The organism is Roseobacter fucihabitans (assembly GCF_014337925.2).
GTDB lineage: Bacteria > Pseudomonadota > Alphaproteobacteria > Rhodobacterales > Rhodobacteraceae > Roseobacter > Roseobacter fucihabitans.
Genome location: NZ_CP143423.1, coordinates 4,026,911 through 4,049,626 on the forward strand (window position 1 = coordinate 4,026,911; position 22,716 = coordinate 4,049,626).

Here is a 22,716-nt window from a genome sequence, read left to right on the forward strand (position 1 = left end):
GCATCGAGCAGGTCGATGAGTTGACGATCCGGTTCAAGCTGAAGCCGGGGTTGATGTGGACAAATGGCTACGGCGAGGTCACAGCGGAAGATGTTGAGTATTCATTCGAACGCTTCAATAACGAAGCACTTGCGGCATCAAATGCAGGCGACTGGGCACCTCTCAAAGACGTTGAAGTGGTCGACACGTATACTGGCCTGATCCATCTGAATGAACCTTTTGCCCCGATCTGGTGGAGCACGCTTCCCTATGCAGCCGGGTCGATCATCAGCAAAAAGGCAACCGAAGAACAAGGCGGTACTTTTACGACGGCACCGAAAGCCACAGCAGGCCCTTACAAAATCGATCGCTGGGACCAGGGACAGCGCACTGTCCTGGTTGCTCATGAGGGTTGGAACGGCGACACGACGGTCCAGACCTGCATCGTGCATCTTGTGCGCCATTCCCTGAACTTCTGCGGCTGGAAGGACCGCAAGAATGTCGCCAAGGATTTGAAGCGGGTTTACTCCCCTGCCTGGCAGGTGATGTTTACATCACCGAGAAGGAGGCCACCGGTGACGGTGAGGCTGAAAAGGCTCTGGCTGACTTTGAGGCTGAATGGGGCCAGAAATATCCTTCAATCGCCCCAAGTTGGCGTCGGGCATGGCAAGAAGTGATCCCGTTCTTTGCCTTCCCGCCTGCCGTGCGCAAAATCATCTACACCACCAATGCCATCGAAAGCCTTAACCGCGTCATCCGAAAAACCACCAAAACACGCGGCAGCTTTCCAACAGATGATGCCGCACCCAAGCTGATCTATCTGGCGATCCGCAGCTTCGAGAAGGCTGGTAGGTGCGTCAGACAATTGGTGGACGCTCGAAATCGGTTCGCTATCCTATACCCAGAACGGTTCAGCAAATAACCCGTCTCAACCGCATGAGCTGAGCCTCATACACAGAGTTTCGGATACTCTCTGGCGAACCCGTTTTTGCCGTGACAATCCTCTTGGGTTTTCAGTTTATCCCCCGTATTCGGCATCTGCCATAAAAGCGTTTCCACCTCTTCGATACACGATCCTACACAAGTGCGGCTATCACGCCATCGGGAGCCATGCCGCCAAGTCAAATTGCTGCGCAAATTCGCCGCCTATAAGTAGGTTTAGACGATCATGCACTCGCCCGATCTGAGCTTCGTCGATGCCTGCCCGTTATGAAATCGACCGACGGAGTTCGCCGCCTCAGGCCCGCATCACGCCACCTGAAACTCCGTTCACGTGAGGGCGCCAGTCGCGCGCATGCGGGCGATTTCTGCCGCATCATAGCCCAAATCGCTCAAAATCGCCTCGGTATCTGCGCCAATTGGCTTGGGCGATGTTGGGCGTGACGGCGCGCTGCGACTAAAGCGCGGGGCGGGGCTTGCCTGCGGGACGTTTTGGTCTTGGTAAAAACCGCCCCGCTCTACGTTTCGGGGGTGCAACGGGGCCTCCCTAAAATCCAGAACCGGCGCGACACAGGCGTCGCTTCCCTCAAACAGTGCCACCCAGGCATCGCGCGTTTTTGTCTTGAAAACTCTGGCAAATTCCTCACGGTCCGTGGCCCATCTGGCGCGATCATTCTGCGCCGTTGGACCGGGATGAGGCAACCCAGCCTTTTCAACAAGCTGTGCAAAAAACTGTGGCTCCAGCGCTCCGACGGAAATAGATTTCCCATCTGCGCATTCATAACACCGATAAAACGGGGCACCTCCATCGAGCCAATTGGCCTCTCGTTCCGGGCGCCATGTTCCCTGTGCTTGCAAAGAATGCAGCAACCCCATCATAGCAGGTACACCATCGCACATGGCCGCATCCACCACCTGACCCTTGCCGGAAATACCGCGTTCAACAAGTGCAGAGAGCAGCCCGAAGATCAGAAACATTGCCCCACCGCCATAATCCGCGACCAGATTGAGCGGCGCGACGGGGGGATGACCCGCCGGACCGATGGCGTGCAACGCACCGGTCATCGCAAGGTAATTAATGTCGTGTCCGGCCGTCTGCGCCAAGGCCCCCTCCTGCCCCCAGCCGGTCATGCGCCCATAGATCAAATGATCATCACAATCTAGCGGGCCAAGACCCAGACGTTCCATCACACCGGGGCGAAACCCTTCAATGAGGATATCGGCCTTTGCGATCAAACTCTTGGCCGCGTCCCGCCCCTCAGAAGATTTCAGATTAAGCGCGACGCTGTGTTTGCCCCGTCGGTTAATATCCGTGGGATCGGCGGGGGCGGAGGCGCGGTCGATTGTGATCACACGAGCGCCCATATCCACAAGAAGCTGCCCAGCCAGAGGTGCCGGCCCCAGCCCGGAAAACTCCACAACGCTCAGCGATGCAAGCGGACCACTCATTCGGCCATATGACAGGCCACGCATGCGCCGCGAATATCGCGCATTTCGGGGCGGGTCTGGCTGCATATATCAGCCGCCAAGGGGCAACGTGGATGATAGGCGCACCCTGTCGGCGGATTGATCGGGTCGGGGATTTCACCGGTCGGCGGGGGGACTTCGCGCCCGAACTGTCCCAATTGCGGTGCGGCGGCCAGCAACATCTGCGTGTAGGGGTGTTTGGGATCATCAAACAGCGCATCCGGACCCGCCTCCTCAACCAGACGGCCGAGATAAAGCACACCGATCCTATCCGCCATATGCTGCACCACGGTCAGATCATGGCTGATGAACAGATAGGTTAGGCCAAATTCATCCTTCAGATCGCTCATCAGGTTCAAAACCTGCGCCTGAACCGATACATCAAGTGCTGAGGTCGGTTCATCACAGACAATCAGTTTCGGCTCAGAGGCCAGCGCGCGCGCAATGCAAATACGTTGGCGTTGCCCCCCGGAAAATTCATGCGGGAACTTGCCCGCATCGCGCGCGGATAACCCGACCTGTTCCAACAGGCGTTCGGCCATCCCATCGGTATTGCCACCGCGCGCGGCCACGGGTTCAACAATCACATCGCGCACCCGCCAACGCGGATTGAGCGAGGCAAACGGGTCCTGAAAGATCATCTGGATGTCGCGCCGGACGGCGTCGACCTTGGCGGCATCCTTTTCGCGCGCGAGATCCGTGCCGCGTATCTCAACCGACCCCTTTGACGGGCCGAGCAGACCAACGAGCATTTTGCCGATGGTTGATTTTCCCGAACCACTTTCCCCGACCAGCGCGTAAACGCTGCGCTCTTCGATCTGGAAACTGACGTCGGAAACGGCAGTAAGATAGGCCTTCTCGCGCCGCTCCACTACCCGGTTGAGCCAGGGTTTAGAGACGTCAAAAATACGGGTCAGATTGCGAACATCCACAAGCGCCATCAGGCCACCGCCTCCCGTTCCATCGGGAACCAGCAGGCGGCGCGCCCTGTTCCATCCTCAATGCGCGGACCCGGCGCGCTGCGACATCGATCCTGTGCGCGCGGACAGCGTGGATGAAAAGCGCAGCCCTCCGGTAGCGCGTCCAATTGCGGCATCGCGCCCGGAATTTGATGCAAGCGATCCTTGCCGCGCGAGGCTAGCGGGGTCGAGCCCATCAGACCGTCGGTATAGGGATGATACGGCGTGGTCAGCACATCGCGCACCGCTCCAAGCTCGGCCAATTGTCCCGCATACATCACCGCCACCCGGTCGGCGGCCTCGGCAATCACACCCATGTCGTGGGTGATCAGCATCACCGCCGTGCCACGCTCGCGGCAAAGCTTTTTCAACAGCGCAATGATCTGAGCCTGCACGGATACATCGAGCGCCGTGGTCGGTTCATCCGCGATGATCAGCGAGGGTTCTGCACAGAGCGCCAGCGCGATCACCACCCGTTGGCGCATGCCCCCGGAAAACTCATGCGGGTAACTGCCTACGCGTTCACGGGCGCCGGGGATGCCCACCTCCTCCAGTGCGGCGACGGCGCGGTTTTCGGCCTCCCGGCGCGAGATATCAAGGTGCGCCAGCATGGTTTCGGTGAGTTGATCGCCGATCCTGAGCAGCGGGTTGAGCGAGGTGAGCGGGTCCTGAAACACCATGCCGATTTCCTTGCCGCGCAGACGCCGCATGTCTTCGCCCTTCAGATGGTCAACGCGCGTCCCCCGCACCCATATTTCACCCTGGGCGATATGGGCAGGCGGGCTGAGCAGGCCAATTACCGCGTTTCCGGCCATGGATTTCCCCGCACCGGACTCGCCCACCACGCCCAGCACTTCGCCTTCAGCGATGTCATAACTGACGCCATTGACGGGTCGTAAAATGCCGTGGCGCGTCGGGATTTCGACCGTCAGATCGCGGATGGAGAGGATGGTGTCTGTCATGTGGGTACTCTGTCGCCATCTGCTCCGGGGGCAGAAATCACGAGGAACCGGACGTCGCTTTGGCTGTCGTTTCGGGCTTGATGCGCTTGCTGAGGCAAGACCGGCAGCGCGTCATTTGGCGTCAGCCGGTGCATTTCTCCTTCGACCTCCATGCTCAATTCCCCTTCGATTACATAGAATAACTGGTGCGCTTCTTGATGAAAATGTCTTACCTCTTCCGCATTGGGGGGCATCCTTTCCTCGATGACCGAAAGGCCTAGCGTGCCCATCAGACGCCACCCCTCACAGACCTCGCCCCAAGTGTAATGGGGCGCGCTCTGCCGGTTGAGCACAGTCTGTGAAGCGGAGGTCATCACCGCAACCTCGGGTTCAGCGCGTCGCGCAACCAATCACCCAGCAGGTTCACCGATAGCGCCAGTGCCAGCAGTGTTGCGGCAGGGAAGAGCAAAATCCACCATTCACCCGAGAACAGGAACCCCTGCCCGATGCGGATAAGCGTCCCAAGGGAGGGTTGCGTGGGCGGTGCGCCGACGCCGAGGAAGCTGAGCGTGGCTTCGGCGATGATCGCCAAAGCCAGCGAAATCGTCGCAATGACCAACACGGGACTAAGCACATTGGGCAGGATATGACGCAGCATGATCGCGCCCGAACCGCGCCCGATCAAACGGGCGGCCTGCACGTATTCCTTGTTCTTCTCCACCAGTGTCGCACCGCGCACCACGCGGGCAAACTGCACCCAATCGCTGAGACCAATCGCGATGATCAGCACCCAGATTGCCATCTGATCGCGGTATTCTACGGGGGTGATACCCTTGGCGACGCCAAAGATCAGCATCGCCACAAGGATCGCCGGGAAGGTCAATTGCACGTCAGCCACGCGCATGATGATCGTCTCGACCCAGCCGCCAAGATAGCCCGCGAGCAGCCCAAGCGTCACGCCGAGAACCATCGCAAACAGCACCGCGGCCGCCCCCACAAAAAGCGAAATCCGCATGCCATAGAGGATCGTGGAAAACACATCGCGCCCCTGATCGTCGGTCCCGAGCCAGAAGGTTTCACCGGTAAACGCGTTGGGTTCCATCGGGGCGGAAAACCCGTTCATCAGGTTCAGCGAGCCGGGATCAAACGGGTTATAGGGTGCAATCAGCGGGGCAAAAACCGCGCAGAGCATCATGATCAAAACCATCGTTGCGGAGACGATCGCGACGGGGGACTTCTTGAACTGATAGGCGAAATCGCTGTCGAGTGCGACGCGCAGGCGCGAGCGTTCCTCTGGTTTGACGGGCGTATTTTGGGAAATGTCAGCCATCAGTGCGCCGCCGTTCTATCCGCGCGCAACCGCGGATCAATTGCAAAATAAAGAAGATCCACCAGCAGGTTAATACCCACAAACATCACTGAAATCAGCATCAGATACGCGGCCATCACGGGGATATCCACGAATTGGATCGCGTTAATGAACAACAGACCCACGCCCGGCCATTGGAACACGGTTTCAGTGATGATCGCAAAAGCGATGATCGAACCGAGCTGCAAACCGGTCACCGTGATCACCGGCACCAATGTGTTTTTCAGCGCATGGCGGAAATTCACCGCACGATCCCGCAAGCCCCGCGCGCGCGCGAAACGGATGTAATCCTGCCGCAGGACTTCGAGCATCTCGGACCGGACCAGACGCATGATCAGGGTCATTTGATAGAGCCCGAGGGTGATGGAGGGTAATATCAACGCCTTGAGCCCGCTTTCCGTCAGGAATCCGGTTGTCCACCATCCGATCTGGACGGTGTCGCCGCGCCCGAAGCTGGGTAGCCACCCAAGTTCGACAGAAAACAGATAAATCAGGAGAATCCCGATCAGGAAGGTGGGTAAGGACACCCCAATCAAGGAGACGGACATGATGGTATTGGCCGCAACGCCATTACGCCGGATCGCGGTGAAAACCCCGAGCGCAATGCCAATGCTGATCGCTAGAAATCCCGAGACGGCGGCCAGTTCCAGCGTTGCCGGTGCGCGTTCCACCAAAATGTCGGAAACCGGGCGGCCCTGGCGGTAGCTGACCCCGAAGTTCCCCTGCGCGGCCCCTTTGAGGAACTTGTAATATTGCACCGGAAACGGCTGATCGAGGCCAAGCTGTGTGCGCAACCGTTCGATATCTGCCTGCGTGCGTTCCTGCCCCAGCATGTTGTCCACCGGGTCACCAACAAAGCGAAACATGGAAAAGGCCACAAGCCCCACGACAAGCAGCACAATGGCAGATTGGAATACACGTTGGATGACATAGGCTAGCATAGGGTCATATGTTTCCTGTGGCTGGCGGGGTCAAGCGCGAAACCCGCATGGCTCAATTGACGGTCACCCAACGCAGGATAAAGAAGTTGTCCGGACGCTGTGTCAGATCGATATTCGCCTGTGTTCCCCAGACCAGCGGCTGCACGTAAAGCGGCACGTAGGCGACCTCATCCTGAAGGATCTTGGCGCTTTCATCCAGCATGGCCTGTCGTTCCTTATCGTCGATTTCTGACTGGATCATCGGCAATAATTCATCAATGCGGGCGTTGGAATATCCACCGAAATTCCATGAACCCAACTTCTTTTCTTCATTCGGTGTGCTGGCCAGGAAGCGGATCGGGTGTTCGGCGTCAAAGGTCCCTGGAGACCAGCCAAGCAGGTACATGTCAAAATTATCCGCGCGCAGTTCCGTCCAATAGTTCTGTACCGGCATGGCATCAAGTGTCGCCTTGATCCCGACCTGTGCCAGCATGCCCGTGACCGCCTGACACACGGCCTCATCATTCAGATAACGATCGTTGGGGCATTTGAGGCCCATCGAAAAACCCTCCGCATGTCCGGCCTCCGCCAACAGCCCCCGTGCCGTGTCAGTATCATATGCGGGACGCGCCGCCAGCGCCGGGCTGAAACCGCGCATCGCGGGGCTGACCAATTGGCTGACGTCTTCGGCATTACCGCGCATGATGGTTTGCAGGATCGCAGGCACGTTAACCGCATGGGCCACGGCCTCGCGCACCCTCACATCCGCGAAAGGGTTCTTGTCTTGCATTTCGACCGAGTATTTCAGCGTCGCCGCCTCATGGGGAAACCCCAGCATGATCACGCGCGCCTCGATGCCTTGGATCACCTTCACACCGTCATTTGACGCAAGCCGCGCCGTGTCCTGGATGGGCACCGGATTGATGAAATCGACATCGCCTGAAAGCAAGGCCGCCACGGCCGTTGCGGAATTCTGGATCGGGGTCAGTTCGGCGCGGGTGATATTATGCTCGACCGTGTCCCACCATGCGTCAAACGGTTCCAAAACGGTGCGCAGACCGGGTTCGCGCGCCACCACCTTGAACGCGCCAGTGCCATTGGTATTGAGCGTGGCGTAATTGCCGTTGTCCTTGTCGGGACGCAGGGCGTTATTGGCTTCGGCCCAGCCGGAATCCAGGATCATCCAATTGGCAATGCTGTCGGGGAAAATCGGGTTAGGAGCAGTGGTCAGGATATCGACGGTGTAATCATCCACCACCCGAACGTCGGAGACAGGCGCGAACCAACTGCGCGTGTCAGCGGCCTCATCAGCGGCGCGCTCATAGGAAAACAGAACGTCCTGCGCGTCAAATGCGCTGCCATCGTGGAAGGTCACGCCTTGGCGCAGGGTAAATCGCCAGCCCTCGCCAGCGCCAATCGGTTCCCAGGATGTGGCAAGGGCAGGCTCAATGCTCATGTCCTTGCCGCGCCGCACCAACCCCTCATAGACGTTGTTCAAAAACCCGAGCACGGGCGCGGAGTTGACGGCATGCGGGTCCATCGTCTGGGGGTCTGTCGTTTCGGCCCATTTGAACTCTTCCGCGCCCAGCGTCGGAGCAACTGCAACGAGAAAAGCGGCCAGTTGAACAGAGCGGAGCATGGCGAGACCCTTAATTATTCTGAAAAACCGCAGGGCGCAGACTAGATCAGCCTGCGCCACTGCATAATGTGACAACGCGCCATTTGTAGGGGCGCGTCGGCCTTAGTTCATCTTAAAATATTTGATCTTTGGCGAATCTTCGGCCTCAACAACCGTATCCACGCCGGATTTCATGCCCCAATTCAGGACCTGATGGTGGATTGGGATGTAGATCTTTTCATCCTGAACAACCTGCCAAATTTCCGCAATGTCTGAATCCCGCGCGTCCAGATCGGTGTTGGAGGCAAGGCTCTGTATTTTGGCGTTCAGATCATCGTTGGTATATCGCGTCGCATTCCAGGAGCCGTATTTATCGTCACGACCGTGCACAAGGAAGTTAAACACGTATTCGGAATCATACGTCGGCACACCCCAACCCAGCATGTAGAAATCTGTTTCCAGATTGCTGAGCAGCGGGAAATGCTGCGCCTTGGGCTTGGCATCAAGGTTCACCGTGATCCCGATCTGCGCCAACATGCCGACCGACGCCTGACAAATCGCCTCGTCGTTGATGTAGCGGTCATTCGGGCAATCAAGCTGGATGGAGAAACCATCGCCATATCCGGAATCCGCCATCAGGGTTTTCGCCCTATCCAGATCGGTGACCGAAGAGGCATCCATCTCTGCGTCCCAACCGTTCACGAAGGGCGGTGCGATCATGCCAGCCGGCGCCGATTGGCCGCGCATCACGACCTGTTTGATCGCATCACGGTTGATGGCAAGGCTCATCGCTTCGCGCACACGCACATCGGCCAGCGGATTGGCACCCTCGACGTTGTCATTTTTCAGATCGGCGTCGCCTGAGTTCATCCCAAAGAAGATCACCCGGTTTTGGGGTGCTGTGCGCACGTCCAGCCCATCGGTGCTTGCGACGCGCTCAAGGTCCTGCACCGGCACGTCCTGAATGAAATCAACCTCGCCCGACAAAAGCGCTGCAACACGGGTCGCGGCATTCTGGATCGGCGTGTAAATGATTTCGCTCACCTCGAGCGGGAATTCATCCGCACCCCAATAGGTTTCATTCAGGCTCAACACGGTCTTTACATCCGGCTCGCGGCTGACCAGCTTGTAAGGACCTGTACCATTTGCATTTTTCGCGGCAAACGTATCTTCACCGCCCTCGTAATCCTGCACTTTGGTGGCGTTATTTGCCTCTGCCCATTCCTTGTCCATGATGAACATATTGGTCAGGTTGTTGGGCATGATCGGGTTCGGACCGTCGGTCACGATTTCGATGGTATAAGCGTCAGGCGCGCGCACTTCGGAGACGGAGGCCAGCAGCTCTTTGTAATCTGAATCCTCGGTCATGGCGCGTTCGAGGCTGAATTTGACATCTGAACTGTCAAAGGCCGCACCATCATGGAAGGTCACCCCTTCGCGCAGCGTAAAGACCCAAACATTCGGGTCCTCTTCAGACGGCTCCCATGCCGTGGCCAGTGCCGGAACGATGGCACCGGAATGATCGCGCATGACCAGCGGTTCCATAATCTGATGCGCCAAAGCGGAGGTCGGCCCTTCGTTTTGCGCATGTGGATCCAATGTCAATGAATCGCCCGCACGCGCCCAACGCAGCGTTTCGGCGCTGGCCAAGGCGGTGCTGGACAGCAGGACCGCAACAGATAGCAATGAGGTGGTAAATTTCATGGTGTTCTCCCCTATTATTTTTCTGGCGCCAATGTTTGGGACGACGCGACATTTGGCAAGCCCCTTCTGCAAGCCAAACCCGAACGCCCTTGATCACATTAAAGAAAATTTAGCGTTGCACAGAAATCAGGCGGCGCCGGGGATCAGAATCTGACGGCTGCCTTCCTCAAAGGCTTTCATAGACAAAGGCCAGACCGTTCCCGGCCAGCGCAATTCCATCTCCAGCTTTCGTGGACGATAAACGGCTGTATAAAGAGTTCCGAAACCCGCATGAAAAGCGGTCGAATAGAGCGGCGGGCGCAGGAACGCACCGATGAATTTCTCCTCCGGGTCGCGGTGCAGGGTGAGCCTTTGCAGCAGATATCTTTCCCGTTCCACAGTAGCCGTAAAACGCGCGTGGCTGACCCATTCGACGTTTTCCTGATGGTTCGTCGCCACGGCCGCATGGGTGATTAACGCGGGCCGGTCGGGCGCCATCATCGCCGTCAGATATTGCCGTTTTTTATCCAACACGGTCACGTTATAGCTCATATGTGTCGGCACGCGGGCCAGCACCTCGCCCGCTTCCTCAGCCGTGGTGCAGGTTTGCAGCACATAGCGCAGGATCAGCGGCACGCCAAAACCGTCCCCGACGACGCGCCGCCCGCCAAAGGTCAATGAAATCGCAAGTCCCGCACCATTGACCCCGTCCACCAACCCCCAGAGCCCGTCCGATGTACCCATGACCTGGCGGCCCTGCCATTTGGTATGCAAAACCAGACTGTCAAAAGCGTTGGGGTTATAGTCATAATTGCGCACCATCACGGGTTGTTTTCCCGGCCAGATCGCCTGTGAACACCCCGCCAGATAGGGGGGCGGGCAATAGAATGACAGGAACCGCGCGGCCAGATCGCCACCGCCTGCCAATTCACACAGCTCTTCGTAAAGCGGGACGATTTCCGGCATATGCTGTTTCAGAGCGCGGCGGGATTCAGCATAGGTCGGGCGGGTGCTTTCGCCCTCCTTGAGCCACCAGCGCTTATAATCCGGCCAATACTGCGCGAAAAGCCCGGACCATTTCGGCCCGGGCATATCTTCACTAATTGCGCGCCATAACATGGGGTGCGCGATCCTTTCGCGTTACAGAATTTTGAACGCCGGGTCCGCGAATGCCGTCGCCGTTGGCAATGGTTTGGCGGTCACGGTTTGCTTGATGCCGTGGATCCACTTTTTCGCACGTTCATTCAACTGGAAACTTTTCGTCATGGAACGACCGCGCGTCACCAGGATGCCGATGTCGGCCCCCTCATAGCGATAATCCCCCGGTTGCAGGATGCGCAGGAAGAAAGCCTCGTTTTCGGACTCAACGGCGCGGCGGTGATAATCGAACCGATCATAGACCACCCGCCCGTCTTCCAGCATTTTATAGATGCCGGTTTCCGGTGCCTCCGTGCAGATGTCAACGCTGTCGTCCGTGTGTTTGATCACCATCTGCGACCAACTATCGATCATGCTCGGGTCCGCCCAGCGGTCATTCAACTCGGTCGTGTCCAGAGCGAATTTCTTCTTTGAGAACTCTAGCAGGTGGAACAGGAACAACGGCGCGTCCGCATGGGCAAAGGCCGCATGATTGGTCATCGACGACGCCCCGGTAATACGTGGGTTCAACTCTCCCAGCCAGAGATCACCGGTTTTCTTGTCAATCAGGAAATCCAATTCGAAATACCCGCGATAGCCTTCCTTGCGCAGTTGTTCCCCGAATTTGAACGTCAATTCGCGGGCTTTCTGGCGGACCTTGGGCGGGAACGCGGTGGAGAGGATTTCATTGCCACACCAGCCTCCGCGGTAAGGCGTGAGTTCCTTGAACCCCACCAGTTCCGTCATCAGCGGGCCGACAATCGTGCCTTCCTTGGTCGCGCAGGCCTCAATCGCGGAGCCCCGGCAATCGATCCGCTTCATGATCTTGATCTCACCTTCACCGATAATCTCATGTTCGTGACGGCGGAAATCGGCCTCGGATTTGATGAAGAAAGTCGTGTGACCAGAATCGCCAAAGGCCGATTGCAACACCAGATCATGCCCGATCCCGGCCTTCTCGCAGGTCTTTTTCAGATCGTCATAGGATTTGACCTCGGCCAAAACGTTGGGCACGGAGGGCACACCCGCCTTGTTACCGATGCGCACGGTTTCGATCTTGTTGTCCATCTTGGTACGCAGCTTGGCCTTGGGGAACCAGACGTCCGCGCCCAACTCCTTGGACAGCCGCTCGGTCTCAGCGTCAAACATCAGAAACACGAATTTCGGCTTGCCCCCCCGGCGCTTGATGAAGTCGATGACTTCCTTGTGCTGGAGCAGATAGTTGTTGATGTCCTCAATGGACTGAAATTCCGCATGCGGTTGCTCGGACGGACAAAACACGTTGGGGTGCTTGCCACCGTAGCAATCAATGTAGCAGATATATTTGAAATTCTTCACCCATTCGTCCAACCCCAGAAGGTTGAAATTCGTGGCTGAGATGAAATAGACCGGGTCCTCGTTGCGGTGAAAATACCGCCGGATTTCCGAGATGTTCTTCAGAACCGTCGTGGTCATGTGATCTGTCCTCTCTGTTGGTTTATTCTGCCACTTGGGCAAGTTTTTTTGTTATTGGTTTCGCGTCTACGAGCGTTTGAAGCGCTTCTTTTGTGAACACCCTGAGCCCGAGGTCAGGGCGGTATCCGTGGATTTCGCTGACGTCCAGCGCCAGCATGAAGGCCAGGATTTCTTTACTCACAACCTGTCCCGGCACCAAGATCGGGAAGCCGGGGGGATAGGGGATGATGAAGCTGGCCGAAACGACCTCCTCGCCCGCCTCCAACGCCTCCCCCAGCGAGCCGTTGATATCGAGATAGTCACATTTCTCCTCGTCATAGGCGAGGAAGAAGGCGGAGCGAATATCCCCCTCCCCGGTCACATCACATTGACGGAATGCATCGTGGAACCGGCTGAAATCCGGCAGCGGCGGCAAATCCTGCATCAGCGCTTTGACGCGGCGATCAAAGGACAGGCGCTCCATGCGGCTCGCGTCATCCAGACGTTCGTCGATGGATTTTGCAATCTCCACCAACACCTCAATCAGATAGGCAACCGAGGAGCGCGTTGTGCCAATGTTGGTCATGAACAACACCGTATTGCGCGAGGTTTTATTGATCTGGATACCGTATTTATCCATCAGGATATCGGTCTTGAACGTATCACCATCCCAACCGGTTCCGCCGACCGCGAGCGTCACGCGGGTGGCATCGAGCACGAAATCATCCTGCTCCCAGCAGTCCCACATATCGGTCCAGCCCTGTTCGGCGTCATAGTAACTCGTGACACCGGATTGACGGTGATGATCGGGGATCATATCGCCCGCTGTCAGCACCTTGAAGTATTTTTGCAGCAATGGATGGGTCGTGATCGCACGCCGCATGGACATAGCGGCTTCAATCTGGCGCTGTACGAATTCATACCCTTCAAGCTCGACCTGTCGGCGCCCCACATCAAGCGATGCGATGATCTGGTAGTTTGGGGAGGTCGAGGTATGGGTCATATAGGCTTCATGGAACGCCTGCTCCACTTCGCCTTTGAAATCCTGATCGTTCACGTGGATCATCGAGCCCTGGCGCAGCGAGGTCAGCGTCTTATGCGTCGATTGCGTTCCGTAGGCCCGGACCCGCGCGTTGGGGGGCGGAATTAACCGCGTGTCCAGAAGCTTCTCGTCATCACAACCCTCAAGCAAGGATTGCTGAGCCTCATAGAGACGCGCATGCTGGTCGCTGCGGAATTTTACACGTAAATTATTGGCCGCCGCCATTGCCGTGCGTTGACGGTACGTTGGATTGAAGCGGGCAAAAGCAAACCATGCCTCGTCCCACAGGAAGATCAGGTCCGGTTTGATCGCCAGACATTCTTCCATCACGCGCTCGACGTTGTATACCAGCCCATCAAAGGTGCAATTTGTCAGCAACAGCATGCGCACCCGGTCCAGCTTGCCTTCGGCTTTGAGCTTGAGCAGCTGGTGTTTGATCTCACGCAGCGGCACCGCGCCATACATCGAATATTCATTGAGCGGATAGCTGTCGAGATAACAGACCTGCGCACCGGCCAATACCATCCCGTAGTGATGGGATTTGTGGCAATCCCGATCCACCAAAACGATGTCACCCGGTCGCACCAGCGCCTGCACCACGATCTTGTTGCAGGTCGATGTGCCGTTGGTGGCAAAGAACGTCTGTTTGGAGCCAAACGCCCGCGCCGCCAACTCCTGTGCCTCCTTGATCGGACCATGCGGTTCCAGCAAACTGTCCAGCCCGCCCGAGGTTGCCGAGGTTTCGGCCAGAAAGATATTGGGCCCATAAAAGGCACCCATGTCCTGTATCCAGTGACTGCGCGTGATCGATTTGCCGCGGCTGATCGGCATGGCGTGGAAAACACCCGTGGGCTGTTTGGAATATTCCACCAATGCGGTGAAAAACGGCGTCTTATTGCGCGCCTGCACCCCCCTGATGATATTGAGGTGCAGCTCCATGAAGTCTTCCTGATTGTAGAAAACCCGCCGACAAATACCCAGATCCAAGCCCGCGATTTCCTCGACGGAACGCTCCGTCACAAGATAGGCGTCCAGTTCGGGGCGCACCTTGGCCACCAGACGGCACAATTCCGGGCCATAATTTTCCGGCTGCATGTTGTCGATTTCTTCCTGCCCACCGGCGCGGTTGAGATAGCGCGCCAGCATATTCTGATCCATCTTGGATTTCAGGACCAGACCCGGACGCACCACAATCGCCTGGATGTTATGGTTGAACAGTACCGCCACAAGCGCATCTTCAAGGCTCGGAACGACAACGGCTTCGTAGATAAAGGGATCTTCCGAGCGCCGCATCCGGGTGACGTTGTTGCGCAACCAACGTTCCTGATGCTCGTTGACATTGTCGACGATCAGGATTTCGAAATACGGCTTGGCCATCGCGCGCGCTTCGGGCGGCAACATCGCCTCATCATCTTGTTCGTCTTTATCCACGCTGTCCCGTTCCAACGGGATGTGACGCCGCCGATACGCGCCGGTGGTCAGCGCGCGGGTGACGCGCCCGACCGCAAAAGCCAGATCCTCGAAAGATCCATGGTCGAACTGGCGACGCAGATGATCGAAAGCCGACATGCCCGGAAACGCCCAATAAGGCTCGATCACCGCAAGCGAGGCAAAGAGTTCCTTGATCGTCTTGCGCAAGCTGGCCAGCTGTTTTGGTTTTGGATCCCGTGTGAGCGCCGCGGAGGCTTCGCGCAACGCGCTCCACCGGTCCGAGCGTAATTGTATCGCCGAAGAATAGTCATTCATCGCATGCATCAGTCGTTCTCCCCTGTGCCGAGAAAACCACCATTTGTGTCAGATGTGATCTTCACCACACGAACAGGTCAGGCAATTTACCCGCTGGATTGTTTTTCGTTCCCCTGCGTTTTTGCATCATGGGGTTGCGTCGTCGGTTCCGGTATTCCGGTCGTAAGTGGTGTCGAAGCATGTGCCGTACCAGACAGCGTATCAAGAGTGGTTCCCTTGAAGGCGGGCGCCTCATGCATTGTATCCGCGGGCACATCCACATGCAGCCCGGCGCGCGTTCCTTGTTGCGGTATCTCCAAAGGGCCTAACGTCTTCAGATAGGCGTCTGTTCCACTTTCTCTGTCATAGACTGAGAAATCAACCGACCGGTCCCGGAAACTCTTGAGCACCTGACCCAGACCCTTCATGCCGGTCTCGCGCTGGCGGCGCACGGTCGAAAGGTCCACTTCAATCGGGAACATATCCTCCTGTCCGGCGGATTGATGCAAGACATGGGCGGAAGGATCCACCACAAGCGACTTGCCCACACCGCCAGCGCCCAAGCCGTTCACATCGAAAACGTAGCACTGGAATTGCGCCGCCGTTGCGCGTGCAATGGCCTGTTCCGCGTCGCGGTCCGTGGTGCCCGTCAAAACCGGATGCAACAACACCTCGACCCCTTGCGCGGTCAGTTGCCGCGTGGTTTCGGGGAACCAGATATCATAGCAAATCGACAACCCAAAACGCCCGACATCCGGCACGTCGAACACGCAGAAATCAGTACCCGCAGCAATGCCCGTTTCATAGGGCCGAAACGGGAACATTTTGGAATAGCGCCGAATGATTTCACCTTCCGGGTTGATCACCACGGAGGTGTTGAAGATCAGACCCGTTTCCGGATCACGCAGGAACATGGAGCCCGGTATCAACCAGACGCGATGTTTGCGGGCCGCCGCACAGAACGTATCGAGCGCCTCATTTTGGGGAGCTTGGGCAAACCGGTCCAGGGGGCCATAAGGTGCCAGTTCCGAGAACAGCACCATTTGCGTCCAAGGGAATCGCGCCATCAGCACGTCAAGCCGCTGGATCATCCCCTCGACATTGGATTGCAGGGCGTTCACATACATCTGGACGCCCGCGATTGCGAATGGACTCATAACAAAACACTCCAAGGCGACAAAGCGGGCCAATATGACCCGATAGAAACTTCGCGCAGAACTGCTTTACGCCCATCAGAGCGATGTTGAAATAGAGGATAGACCCGGATCAGAAGTTCTCTCGAAATTCCATCAGCGCCGCTGGACCAACCCACAAATTTTGCCACTTTAAAGCAGAGCTTCACAGGGGGCATAAGCTATTATTTTAAACATGATGTTCTTTCTCCCCGTCGCATGGCAAATCAGTCACCACTGCTTAGACCCACCTGCAACACGATCTTTATGACCACCTCACGCTGTTATTCGATCCCGCGCGACGCTATATAGAGCAGCTTGATACCTTTATTTTCAGGCGTATTCCTTTGACTTGGCACAAGCGTAAGCACCTTTTGATACTTGTTCAAGCACTATCCCAACTTCTAGGATTGCGTCACTGGGCATCGGGAAGCTTGCACCTGAACACACAATATCCGAGACTAGGCTTCGTTTAATTTATTATGATTCAGTACAGACCGAACGTCTGTTTTCTGAATATGCCCTGACAGGAAAAACTGCATGCCCGACCTTGGTTCCATGATGCGCTTTGCAACATTCGCGGGTGTCATCGCCCTCAGTTTTCTGTCTCTGATCGCGGCACTGATCTGGACGGGTTGGATGATGATTCCGTTCGTTATCTTTGTTGGCATGTCGTTGCTGGGTCTGCATGATGTGCGCCAGCCGCAACACTCGATCCTGCGCAATTATCCCGTTTTGGGGCATATGCGCTTTCTGTTTGAGGGTATTCGCCCCGAAATTCGGCAATACCTAATCGAATCCGATCAAGACGAAGAGCCATTTTCCCGTGATGCCAGAAGCCTCGTCTATCAACGCGCCAAAGGCCAGGAGGACAAGCGCCCCTTTGGCACACGGCTGCGGGTCTATGATGCCGGATATGCATGGGTCACCCATTCTGTCGTCCCGATTCACATAGAAGACACGGATTTCAGGGTCAAAATTGGGTCAGATAAGTGCAAAAAGCCCTACAATGCCTCGCTTTACAATATTTCCGCGATGAGTTTCGGCTCCCTTTCCGGCAATGCTATCAAGGCTTTAAACACGGGCGCCAAACTTGGTGGTTTTGCCCATGACACGGGCGAGGGTTCCGTCAGCCGGTATCACAAGGAAGGGGGCGGCGATCTGATTTACCAGGTCGCATCGGGCTATTTCGGCTGTCGCGCCGCCGATGGCAGCTTTGATCCGGATAAATTCAAAGAGACCGCCGCGCTTGAACAGGTCAAAATGATCGAGCTGAAATTGTCGCAGGGGGCGAAACCCGGCCATGGTGGGATGCTGCCAGCCTCAAAAATAACTCCCGAAATCGCCGAAGCGCGCGGCGTTCCGATGGGGCAGGACTGCGTTTCCCCACCGGCGCATTCTGCTTTCTCGACACCCATCGAAATGATGCAATTCCTTGGCAGGTTGCGCGATTTATCAGGCGGCAAACCGGTGGGGTTCAAACTATGCATCGGACACCGCCGCGAATTCATGTGTATGGTCAAGGCGATGCTGGAAACCGGGATCGTCCCGGATTTCATTGTCGTTGACGGGACTGAAGGCGGCACCGGAGCGGCCCCCGTTGAATTTGCCAACCATATCGGCATGCCGATGGTTGAGGGTTTGACCTTTGTTCACAACACCCTGCGCGGTGCGGGTATTCGCGATCAGGTCAGAATTGGCGCCGCCGGCAAAGTGGTGTCGTCTTTCGACATTGCCCGCGCGCTGGCGCTTGGCGCGGATTGGTGCAACTCTGCGCGCGGTTTTATGTTTTCAATCGGCTGCATTCAGGCACAGGCCTGCCATACCAACCACTGCCCCGTGGGCGTGGCAACACAGGATCCACTGCGCGCGCGCGCGCTTGATGTCGTATCGAAGAGCCAACGCGTCGCGCGATTTCATAGCAACACACTGAAAGCATTGGGGGAAATGACGGGAGCTGCAGGTCTGTCGCATCCAGGGGACTTCATGCCGCAGCACTTGATGTTACGCATGGGCGATAAAAAAATGGCCGAGGGCAGTGAGGCCTATCCCTATCTGCCAATTGGGTTTCTTTTGACCCAGAAAGAGGATGTCGGCGCTGATTACCGCAATCGCTGGGCGCGCGCTGATGCACATTGCTTTACACCACCAACGACCGAAAAAAGGGGTGCCGCTTGAGCACCCCTTTTCGCATCTAAAGCCGTCAACGCATTCAGGCAGGTTGTTGCGCAATCGCATCCGCCAAAGCGGCCTCAAAAATCGCCAGACCTTCGTCAATGATCTCATCAGATGCCGTCAGCGGCACCATGATGCGCAGCGCGTTGCCGTGCATGCCGCATCCAAGCAGGATCAACCCGCGTTTCAGTGCATGTGCGCAGATCGATTTCACCAAAGCAGCATCGGGATTTGCGGTGTCGAAATCGGTCACGAACTCTATGGCCAACATCGCGCCCAAACCCCGAATATCCCACATCCGGTAGGGTGCCGTGCGCGCACCAATCTCGGCAAATCGGGCACGGAAGTGCTCGCCAAGCTGCGTGGATCGCGCAAGTAGCCCTTCATTTTCAATCGCTTCGATCGCTGCAAGTGCCGCTGCACAAGCCACAGGGTTGCCGCCATATGTGCCGCCCAAACCACCTGGGATGACCGCATCCATGACATCGGCGCGTCCGATCACACCCGCAAGCGGATACCCCCCGGCCATCGATTTGGCCGCGGTGATCAGATCAGGCACAACGCCGGAATGCTCAATGGCAAACCAAGTTCCAGTACGACCAAAGCCTGCCTGAATTTCATCGGCGATCAACATGATACCGTGTTCATCACAGATCGCACGCAGCGCGCGCATCATCTCGAATGGCACCGGGACGTAACCACCCTCACCCAGAACCGGCTCGATGATGATTGCCGCAACTCGCTCTGGTTGCGCGTCGGTCAGGAAGAGATTTTTCAAACCGGTCAGGGCGTCTTCGACCGTGATACCATCGCGCACGGACGGGAAAGGCGCGCGGAAAATATCCGACGGGAACGGTCCCACGTCCTTCTTGTAGGGGCTGATCTTGCCGGTCATGCCAAGCGTCAGAAGCGTGCGCCCGTGATAGCCGCCGCTAAAGGCGATAACGCCCGGACGTCCGGTCGCCGCACGCGCTATTTTAACAGCGTTTTCAACGGCTTCTGCACCGGTTGTGACCAAGAGCGTTTTTTTATCATGATCGCCCGGTGCCAGATCATTCAGCTTTTCCGCCAACGTCACATAGGTCTCATAAGGAACGACCTGAAAAGATGTATGCGTAAACTTGTCTTCCTGCGCTTTGGCAGCAGCAATCACCGCAGGATGACGGTGGCCGGTGTTCAAGACCGCGATTCCACCGGCAAAATCGATGTAACGCTTGCCTTCCACATCCCACAATTCCGCGTTCTCCGCATAATCGGCAAAGATGGGTGCCGCCGAAGCCACACCACGCGGCACAGCAGCTTCGCGCCGCGCCACAAGTGCTGCGTTGCTTTGATTTTCGGGACTCGTCGAGACAACCGCGATTTTGGGTGTTTTGACCGCCCGGGGCTTGCGGGGCCTCCTGGTGCCGGTTTTGGAGGCCGGGGTTTTTGCGCTGGTCGCCATATGCTCTGTCCTTCAATTAAAACGTAGGTGACGTGTTTAAAATACCGATACTTCGTTTAATTTAATTGTCAATCATGATTCTCAGCCGCATTTTCAATCGATTTTGAAACGAGGAGAGAAAGAGTGTGACTTGCCCGCGCCCAATGTCTAAATATGTCCCTGAAACCAATGCTCTTTAGACTTAGGGACCCAACTTTTGGACATCGGGAAACGACTTCGTACAATTCGCAAAAAGCGCGGGCTGTCCCAGCGCGAACTCGCCATGCGGGCCGGTTTGACCAATGGGACGATCTCGCTGATTGAACAGAATAAGACCAGCCCTTCCGTTGCCTCCCTAAAAAGCCTGTTGGATGCAATCCAGGTGTCGATGGCTGAATTTTTTTCGACGCTGGAAGAGCCACCGCGCAGCAAGTATTTCTATATCGCGTCGGAATTCACTGAGATCGCACCGCCTGAGCAATCAAGTGGTATTGCGCCTCTTTTGTCACTGCGCCAGCTTGGCAACGCGCAGGATCATGCCTTGCAACTGTTGCATGAACACTACGCTCCGGGTGCCGATACGGGTCCGGAACTGCTGAGCCATGAAGCAGAAGAGGCCGGTATTGTGATTCGCGGTCATATCGAGATAACGGTTGATGATGAGGTCGAGGTCCTGGGCCCCGGAGATGGCTATCTGTTCAACAGCCGTCTGCCGCATCGCTTTCGAAATACCGGCGACGTGGAATGTGAGGTGATCAGCGCCTGCACACCTCCCAGTTTCTGAGCATCGGATCGCTTTGGATCACTGCTCGTCCGAGAGGCGGGCGCGATCAATCATTGTCATTGTTGCGCGTATCGGTCTTTTCGCTTGTGACGAAAAAGACCAGCACAGCCACGACGCCTAAAACGGATAGGCCGTAAATAAACACATCATTGACCATTTATGCCTTCCTTTCATGAGCGTTCACCGGATCAACGCGAAACCAGCTTCAATGTTCCGTGCTCCTCAATAATCCAACGTCGGCTTGGCGCGATGCGGCACCGGAAAGGTCAAGATCAGATGATAGGTCTGATCCTGCTTGCCGCTCACGACCTGCGCATTCAGTTGTCGCGCAAAAGCATTAATAAGTTGCATACCCAACCCCGTACCCTCGACAGCAGGCGCCGCGTCAAAGCTGTTGGTGATGGAAAAACACGCGACCTCAGGCTCCGGCTGCGTCAGGGAAATATCAAGGCAGGCCCGCGTGTCATCATCGCCGGGACCGATGTATTTCATCGCATTCGTAACCGCTTCGGACACCAGCAAGGTTAGCGGTGCAGCGTCATCCGTGTCCAACATCACCGATGCATAGGATTGTTCGACCGCAACCTGAGAGCCAGCGGGGAGACCAATCACCAGCAGCTGCCCCACAATTTCTTCAATCAGCGCGCCCGCATCCACGCGGTCCAAACCCTCATTCTGATAGAGGTTCTTATGAACGGTTGCGAGACTGAGGATGCGTTCCTGCAACCTGCGCAACACCTGGCGGGAGGCTTCCGTGGGCGCGCGTCTGATTTGCATGTTCATGATGGACGAGATCAATTGAAGGTTATTCTTGACCCTGTGATGGACTTCCTTGAGCAGGATATTCTTCTCGCGCAGGGAATTTTCAAGCGACGCTTCATCTCGAATGATGGAATCCGCCATGCTCATGAAAACCTTTTGAATTTCGACAAATTCACGGGGTGCTGAGGCACTCAGAGTGGCGCGTGGCAAGGATCGGTTGAACGCAAAAATGCGCATCTGACGGCCGAGTCTGCGGATATACCCGATGGCCAGACGGTTGATCGACCAAAAGGCGACAATCAGGCTCGCGATCCACATCAGCACCGGCAAGAACACACTCAATGCGTTGGCATGGCTTGTGCCCGCCAGCACCTCTTCCTGGCGCCAGATGCCGATCACGTAAACGAGATCGGGGACAATCGGCACAACGGTATAGACGCGCGCGTCCCCTTCGGTATTTACGTCCTCAAAGACGCTCGTTGAATATCCCACAAAATTCTTGAGGCTTCTGTTGAGCGGCAAATCAGACAAGGATACCGATCTGGGGCGATCTGATGTGAGCGGTTCACCGGCACTGTTGAAGGTGATGATATCATGCGGTTGCGTCGTGGTTTCCGGGTCCGACATGTCGCGCAAAATTGCCAGCGGCACGGACAGCGTTGCAAAACCAACGAACGTGCCTTCCACGAAATGGGGGTGCATGATCGCAAGCATGGGTGCCCCGCTTAGCGGACCCATCGGATTGACAAAGACGGTCCGCTGGGTGGTTTCAACGGCTTTGATGAAATCAGGGTTGTCGCTGAAATCATGTACCCCGCCAGCAGAGGAACAGGTCATCACCCCATTTGCTGGCAAAAACCCAACGAGTGAGTACCGGTTTGACGCCTGCTGGTAAGCGTGCAGGAACGAGGCACATGCCAGCGGGTCATCCGCAAAAATGCCGACGATCGAGCTGAGCGCCTGAGCGGCACCCAATCCTTCCTGAATGATCGTACGTTCCGCACCGGAGGCCTGCTCGGTCAACCCGAGCAGGGAGAGTTCAGCGTTCGTATCCGCCTGCCGCGCCAATTCGCGGGTCTGCACGATGGCGATCAAGCCAAAGGGCAACAGTGCCAGAGATAGAAAAACAAGAATGCGAAAGGTCAGCCCGCGAAATAAATCGCCGTGCAGAAAACCGCCCGTCATGC

The 22,716-nt window shown here is 56.7% G+C and carries 16 protein-coding genes and 2 pseudogenes; 4 read left to right on the forward strand and 14 right to left on the reverse strand.

Annotation, left to right across the window (positions count from 1 at the left end; all coding sequences use genetic code 11):
- Window positions 1-53 precede the first annotated feature (53 nt).
- Both ROLI_RS24000 and ROLI_RS24005 read left to right on the forward strand, forming a co-directional pair.
- Window positions 54-353, forward strand: a pseudogene (locus tag ROLI_RS24000) (ABC transporter substrate-binding protein); the annotation flags it as partial.
- Window positions 354-401: 48 nt separating this feature from the next.
- A pseudogene (locus ROLI_RS24005) lies at window positions 402-901 on the forward strand (transposase); the annotation flags it as partial.
- A gap of 347 nt (window positions 902-1,248) precedes the next feature.
- Here the strand turns inward: ROLI_RS24005 and ROLI_RS19745 are convergent.
- The 12 genes from ROLI_RS19745 to ROLI_RS19800 all read right to left on the reverse strand — a co-directional run bounded on the left by ROLI_RS19745 (window position 1,249) and on the right by ROLI_RS19800 (window position 16,370).
- Window positions 1,249-2,367: a CaiB/BaiF CoA-transferase family protein gene (locus ROLI_RS19745; RefSeq protein WP_187429569.1), complete on the reverse strand. Its 1,119-nt coding sequence runs from the start codon at window positions 2,365-2,367 to the stop codon at window positions 1,249-1,251.
- Window positions 2,364-3,326 carry an ABC transporter ATP-binding protein gene (locus ROLI_RS19750; RefSeq protein WP_187429568.1) on the reverse strand — a complete coding sequence of 321 codons (963 nt, stop codon included), beginning with the start codon at window positions 3,324-3,326 and terminating at the stop codon, window positions 2,364-2,366. Before ROLI_RS19750 ends, ROLI_RS19745 begins: the two co-directional genes overlap by 4 nt.
- Complete coding sequence (locus ROLI_RS19755) at window positions 3,326-4,306, reverse strand: ABC transporter ATP-binding protein (protein WP_187429567.1); 981 nt, start codon at window positions 4,304-4,306, stop codon at window positions 3,326-3,328. Before ROLI_RS19755 ends, ROLI_RS19750 begins: the two co-directional genes overlap by 1 nt.
- Window positions 4,303-4,659 carry a cupin domain-containing protein gene (locus ROLI_RS19760; RefSeq protein ID WP_187429566.1) on the reverse strand — a complete coding sequence of 119 codons (357 nt, stop codon included), beginning with the start codon at window positions 4,657-4,659 and terminating at the stop codon, window positions 4,303-4,305. Before ROLI_RS19760 ends, ROLI_RS19755 begins: the two co-directional genes overlap by 4 nt.
- Window positions 4,659-5,615, reverse strand: a complete 957-nt coding sequence (locus ROLI_RS19765; protein ID WP_187429565.1) for an ABC transporter permease — start codon at window positions 5,613-5,615, stop codon at window positions 4,659-4,661. Before ROLI_RS19765 ends, ROLI_RS19760 begins: the two co-directional genes overlap by 1 nt.
- Window positions 5,615-6,595 (reverse strand): ABC transporter permease, encoded by a 981-nt coding sequence (locus tag ROLI_RS19770; RefSeq protein WP_187429564.1) that lies wholly within the window; start codon window positions 6,593-6,595, stop codon window positions 5,615-5,617. Before ROLI_RS19770 ends, ROLI_RS19765 begins: the two co-directional genes overlap by 1 nt.
- 52 nt (window positions 6,596-6,647) lie before the next feature.
- Window positions 6,648-8,213, reverse strand: a complete 1,566-nt coding sequence (locus ROLI_RS19775; protein ID WP_187429563.1) for an ABC transporter substrate-binding protein — start codon at window positions 8,211-8,213, stop codon at window positions 6,648-6,650.
- A 102-nt stretch (window positions 8,214-8,315) separates the two neighbouring features.
- Window positions 8,316-9,896, reverse strand: a complete 1,581-nt coding sequence (locus tag ROLI_RS19780) for an ABC transporter substrate-binding protein (RefSeq protein ID WP_187429562.1) — start codon at window positions 9,894-9,896, stop codon at window positions 8,316-8,318.
- Between the two features lie 126 nt (window positions 9,897-10,022).
- Window positions 10,023-10,994 (reverse strand): C45 family autoproteolytic acyltransferase/hydolase, encoded by a 972-nt coding sequence (locus ROLI_RS19785; protein WP_187429561.1) that lies wholly within the window; start codon window positions 10,992-10,994, stop codon window positions 10,023-10,025.
- 21 nt (window positions 10,995-11,015) lie between these two features.
- Window positions 11,016-12,509: a biotin carboxylase gene (locus ROLI_RS19790; RefSeq protein ID WP_262386454.1), complete on the reverse strand. Its 1,494-nt coding sequence runs from the start codon at window positions 12,507-12,509 to the stop codon at window positions 11,016-11,018.
- Complete coding sequence (locus ROLI_RS19795) at window positions 12,490-15,243, reverse strand: aminotransferase class I/II-fold pyridoxal phosphate-dependent enzyme (protein WP_187429559.1); 2,754 nt, start codon at window positions 15,241-15,243, stop codon at window positions 12,490-12,492. Before ROLI_RS19795 ends, ROLI_RS19790 begins: the two co-directional genes overlap by 20 nt.
- A gap of 77 nt (window positions 15,244-15,320) precedes the next feature.
- Window positions 15,321-16,370 carry a carbon-nitrogen hydrolase family protein gene (locus ROLI_RS19800; RefSeq protein ID WP_187429558.1) on the reverse strand — a complete coding sequence of 350 codons (1,050 nt, stop codon included), beginning with the start codon at window positions 16,368-16,370 and terminating at the stop codon, window positions 15,321-15,323.
- A 555-nt stretch (window positions 16,371-16,925) separates the two neighbouring features.
- On the opposite strand from ROLI_RS19800, the gene ROLI_RS19805 reads away from it, so the two are divergent.
- A complete protein-coding gene (locus ROLI_RS19805) occupies window positions 16,926-18,563 on the forward strand; it encodes an FMN-binding glutamate synthase family protein (protein WP_187429557.1) in 1,638 nt (545 codons plus the stop codon).
- A 34-nt stretch (window positions 18,564-18,597) separates the two neighbouring features.
- Here ROLI_RS19805 and gabT read toward each other — a convergent pair whose 3' ends face one another.
- On the reverse strand, window positions 18,598-20,004 hold the full coding sequence (gabT, locus tag ROLI_RS19810; protein WP_187429556.1) for a 4-aminobutyrate--2-oxoglutarate transaminase: 1,407 nt from the start codon (window positions 20,002-20,004) through the stop codon (window positions 18,598-18,600).
- A 196-nt stretch (window positions 20,005-20,200) separates the two neighbouring features.
- Between gabT and ROLI_RS19815 the strand changes: the two genes are divergently transcribed.
- On the forward strand, window positions 20,201-20,767 hold the full coding sequence (locus ROLI_RS19815) for a cupin domain-containing protein (protein WP_187429555.1): 567 nt from the start codon (window positions 20,201-20,203) through the stop codon (window positions 20,765-20,767).
- A gap of 222 nt (window positions 20,768-20,989) precedes the next feature.
- Here ROLI_RS19815 and ROLI_RS19820 read toward each other — a convergent pair whose 3' ends face one another.
- Window positions 20,990-22,714: a sensor histidine kinase gene (locus tag ROLI_RS19820; RefSeq protein ID WP_187429554.1), complete on the reverse strand. Its 1,725-nt coding sequence runs from the start codon at window positions 22,712-22,714 to the stop codon at window positions 20,990-20,992.
- Window positions 22,715-22,716: the final 2 nt, after the last annotated feature.

Bases quoted from the DNA above. Each gene is read 5' to 3' on its own strand.
- ROLI_RS19745 (WP_187429569.1), bottom strand. From the start codon at position 2,367: ATGAGTGGTCCGCTTGCATCGCTGAGCGTTGTGGAGTTTTCCGGGCTG.
- ROLI_RS19750 (WP_187429568.1), bottom strand. From the start codon at position 3,326: ATGGCGCTTGTGGATGTTCGCAATCTGACCCGTATTTTTGACGTCTCT.
- ROLI_RS19755 (WP_187429567.1), bottom strand. From the start codon at position 4,306: ATGACAGACACCATCCTCTCCATCCGCGATCTGACGGTCGAAATCCCG.
- ROLI_RS19760 (WP_187429566.1), bottom strand. From the start codon at position 4,659: ATGACCTCCGCTTCACAGACTGTGCTCAACCGGCAGAGCGCGCCCCAT.
- ROLI_RS19765 (WP_187429565.1), bottom strand. From the start codon at position 5,615: ATGGCTGACATTTCCCAAAATACGCCCGTCAAACCAGAGGAACGCTCG.
- ROLI_RS19770 (WP_187429564.1), bottom strand. From the start codon at position 6,595: ATGCTAGCCTATGTCATCCAACGTGTATTCCAATCTGCCATTGTGCTG.
- ROLI_RS19775 (WP_187429563.1), bottom strand. From the start codon at position 8,213: ATGCTCCGCTCTGTTCAACTGGCCGCTTTTCTCGTTGCAGTTGCTCCG.
- ROLI_RS19780 (WP_187429562.1), bottom strand. From the start codon at position 9,896: ATGAAATTTACCACCTCATTGCTATCTGTTGCGGTCCTGCTGTCCAGC.
- ROLI_RS19785 (WP_187429561.1), bottom strand. From the start codon at position 10,994: ATGTTATGGCGCGCAATTAGTGAAGATATGCCCGGGCCGAAATGGTCC.
- ROLI_RS19795 (WP_187429559.1), bottom strand. From the start codon at position 15,243: ATGCATGCGATGAATGACTATTCTTCGGCGATACAATTACGCTCGGAC.
- ROLI_RS19800 (WP_187429558.1), bottom strand. From the start codon at position 16,370: ATGAGTCCATTCGCAATCGCGGGCGTCCAGATGTATGTGAACGCCCTG.
- ROLI_RS19805 (WP_187429557.1), top strand. From the start codon at position 16,926: ATGCCCGACCTTGGTTCCATGATGCGCTTTGCAACATTCGCGGGTGTC.
- gabT (WP_187429556.1), bottom strand. From the start codon at position 20,004: ATGGCGACCAGCGCAAAAACCCCGGCCTCCAAAACCGGCACCAGGAGG.
- ROLI_RS19820 (WP_187429554.1), bottom strand. From the start codon at position 22,714: ATGACGGGCGGTTTTCTGCACGGCGATTTATTTCGCGGGCTGACCTTT.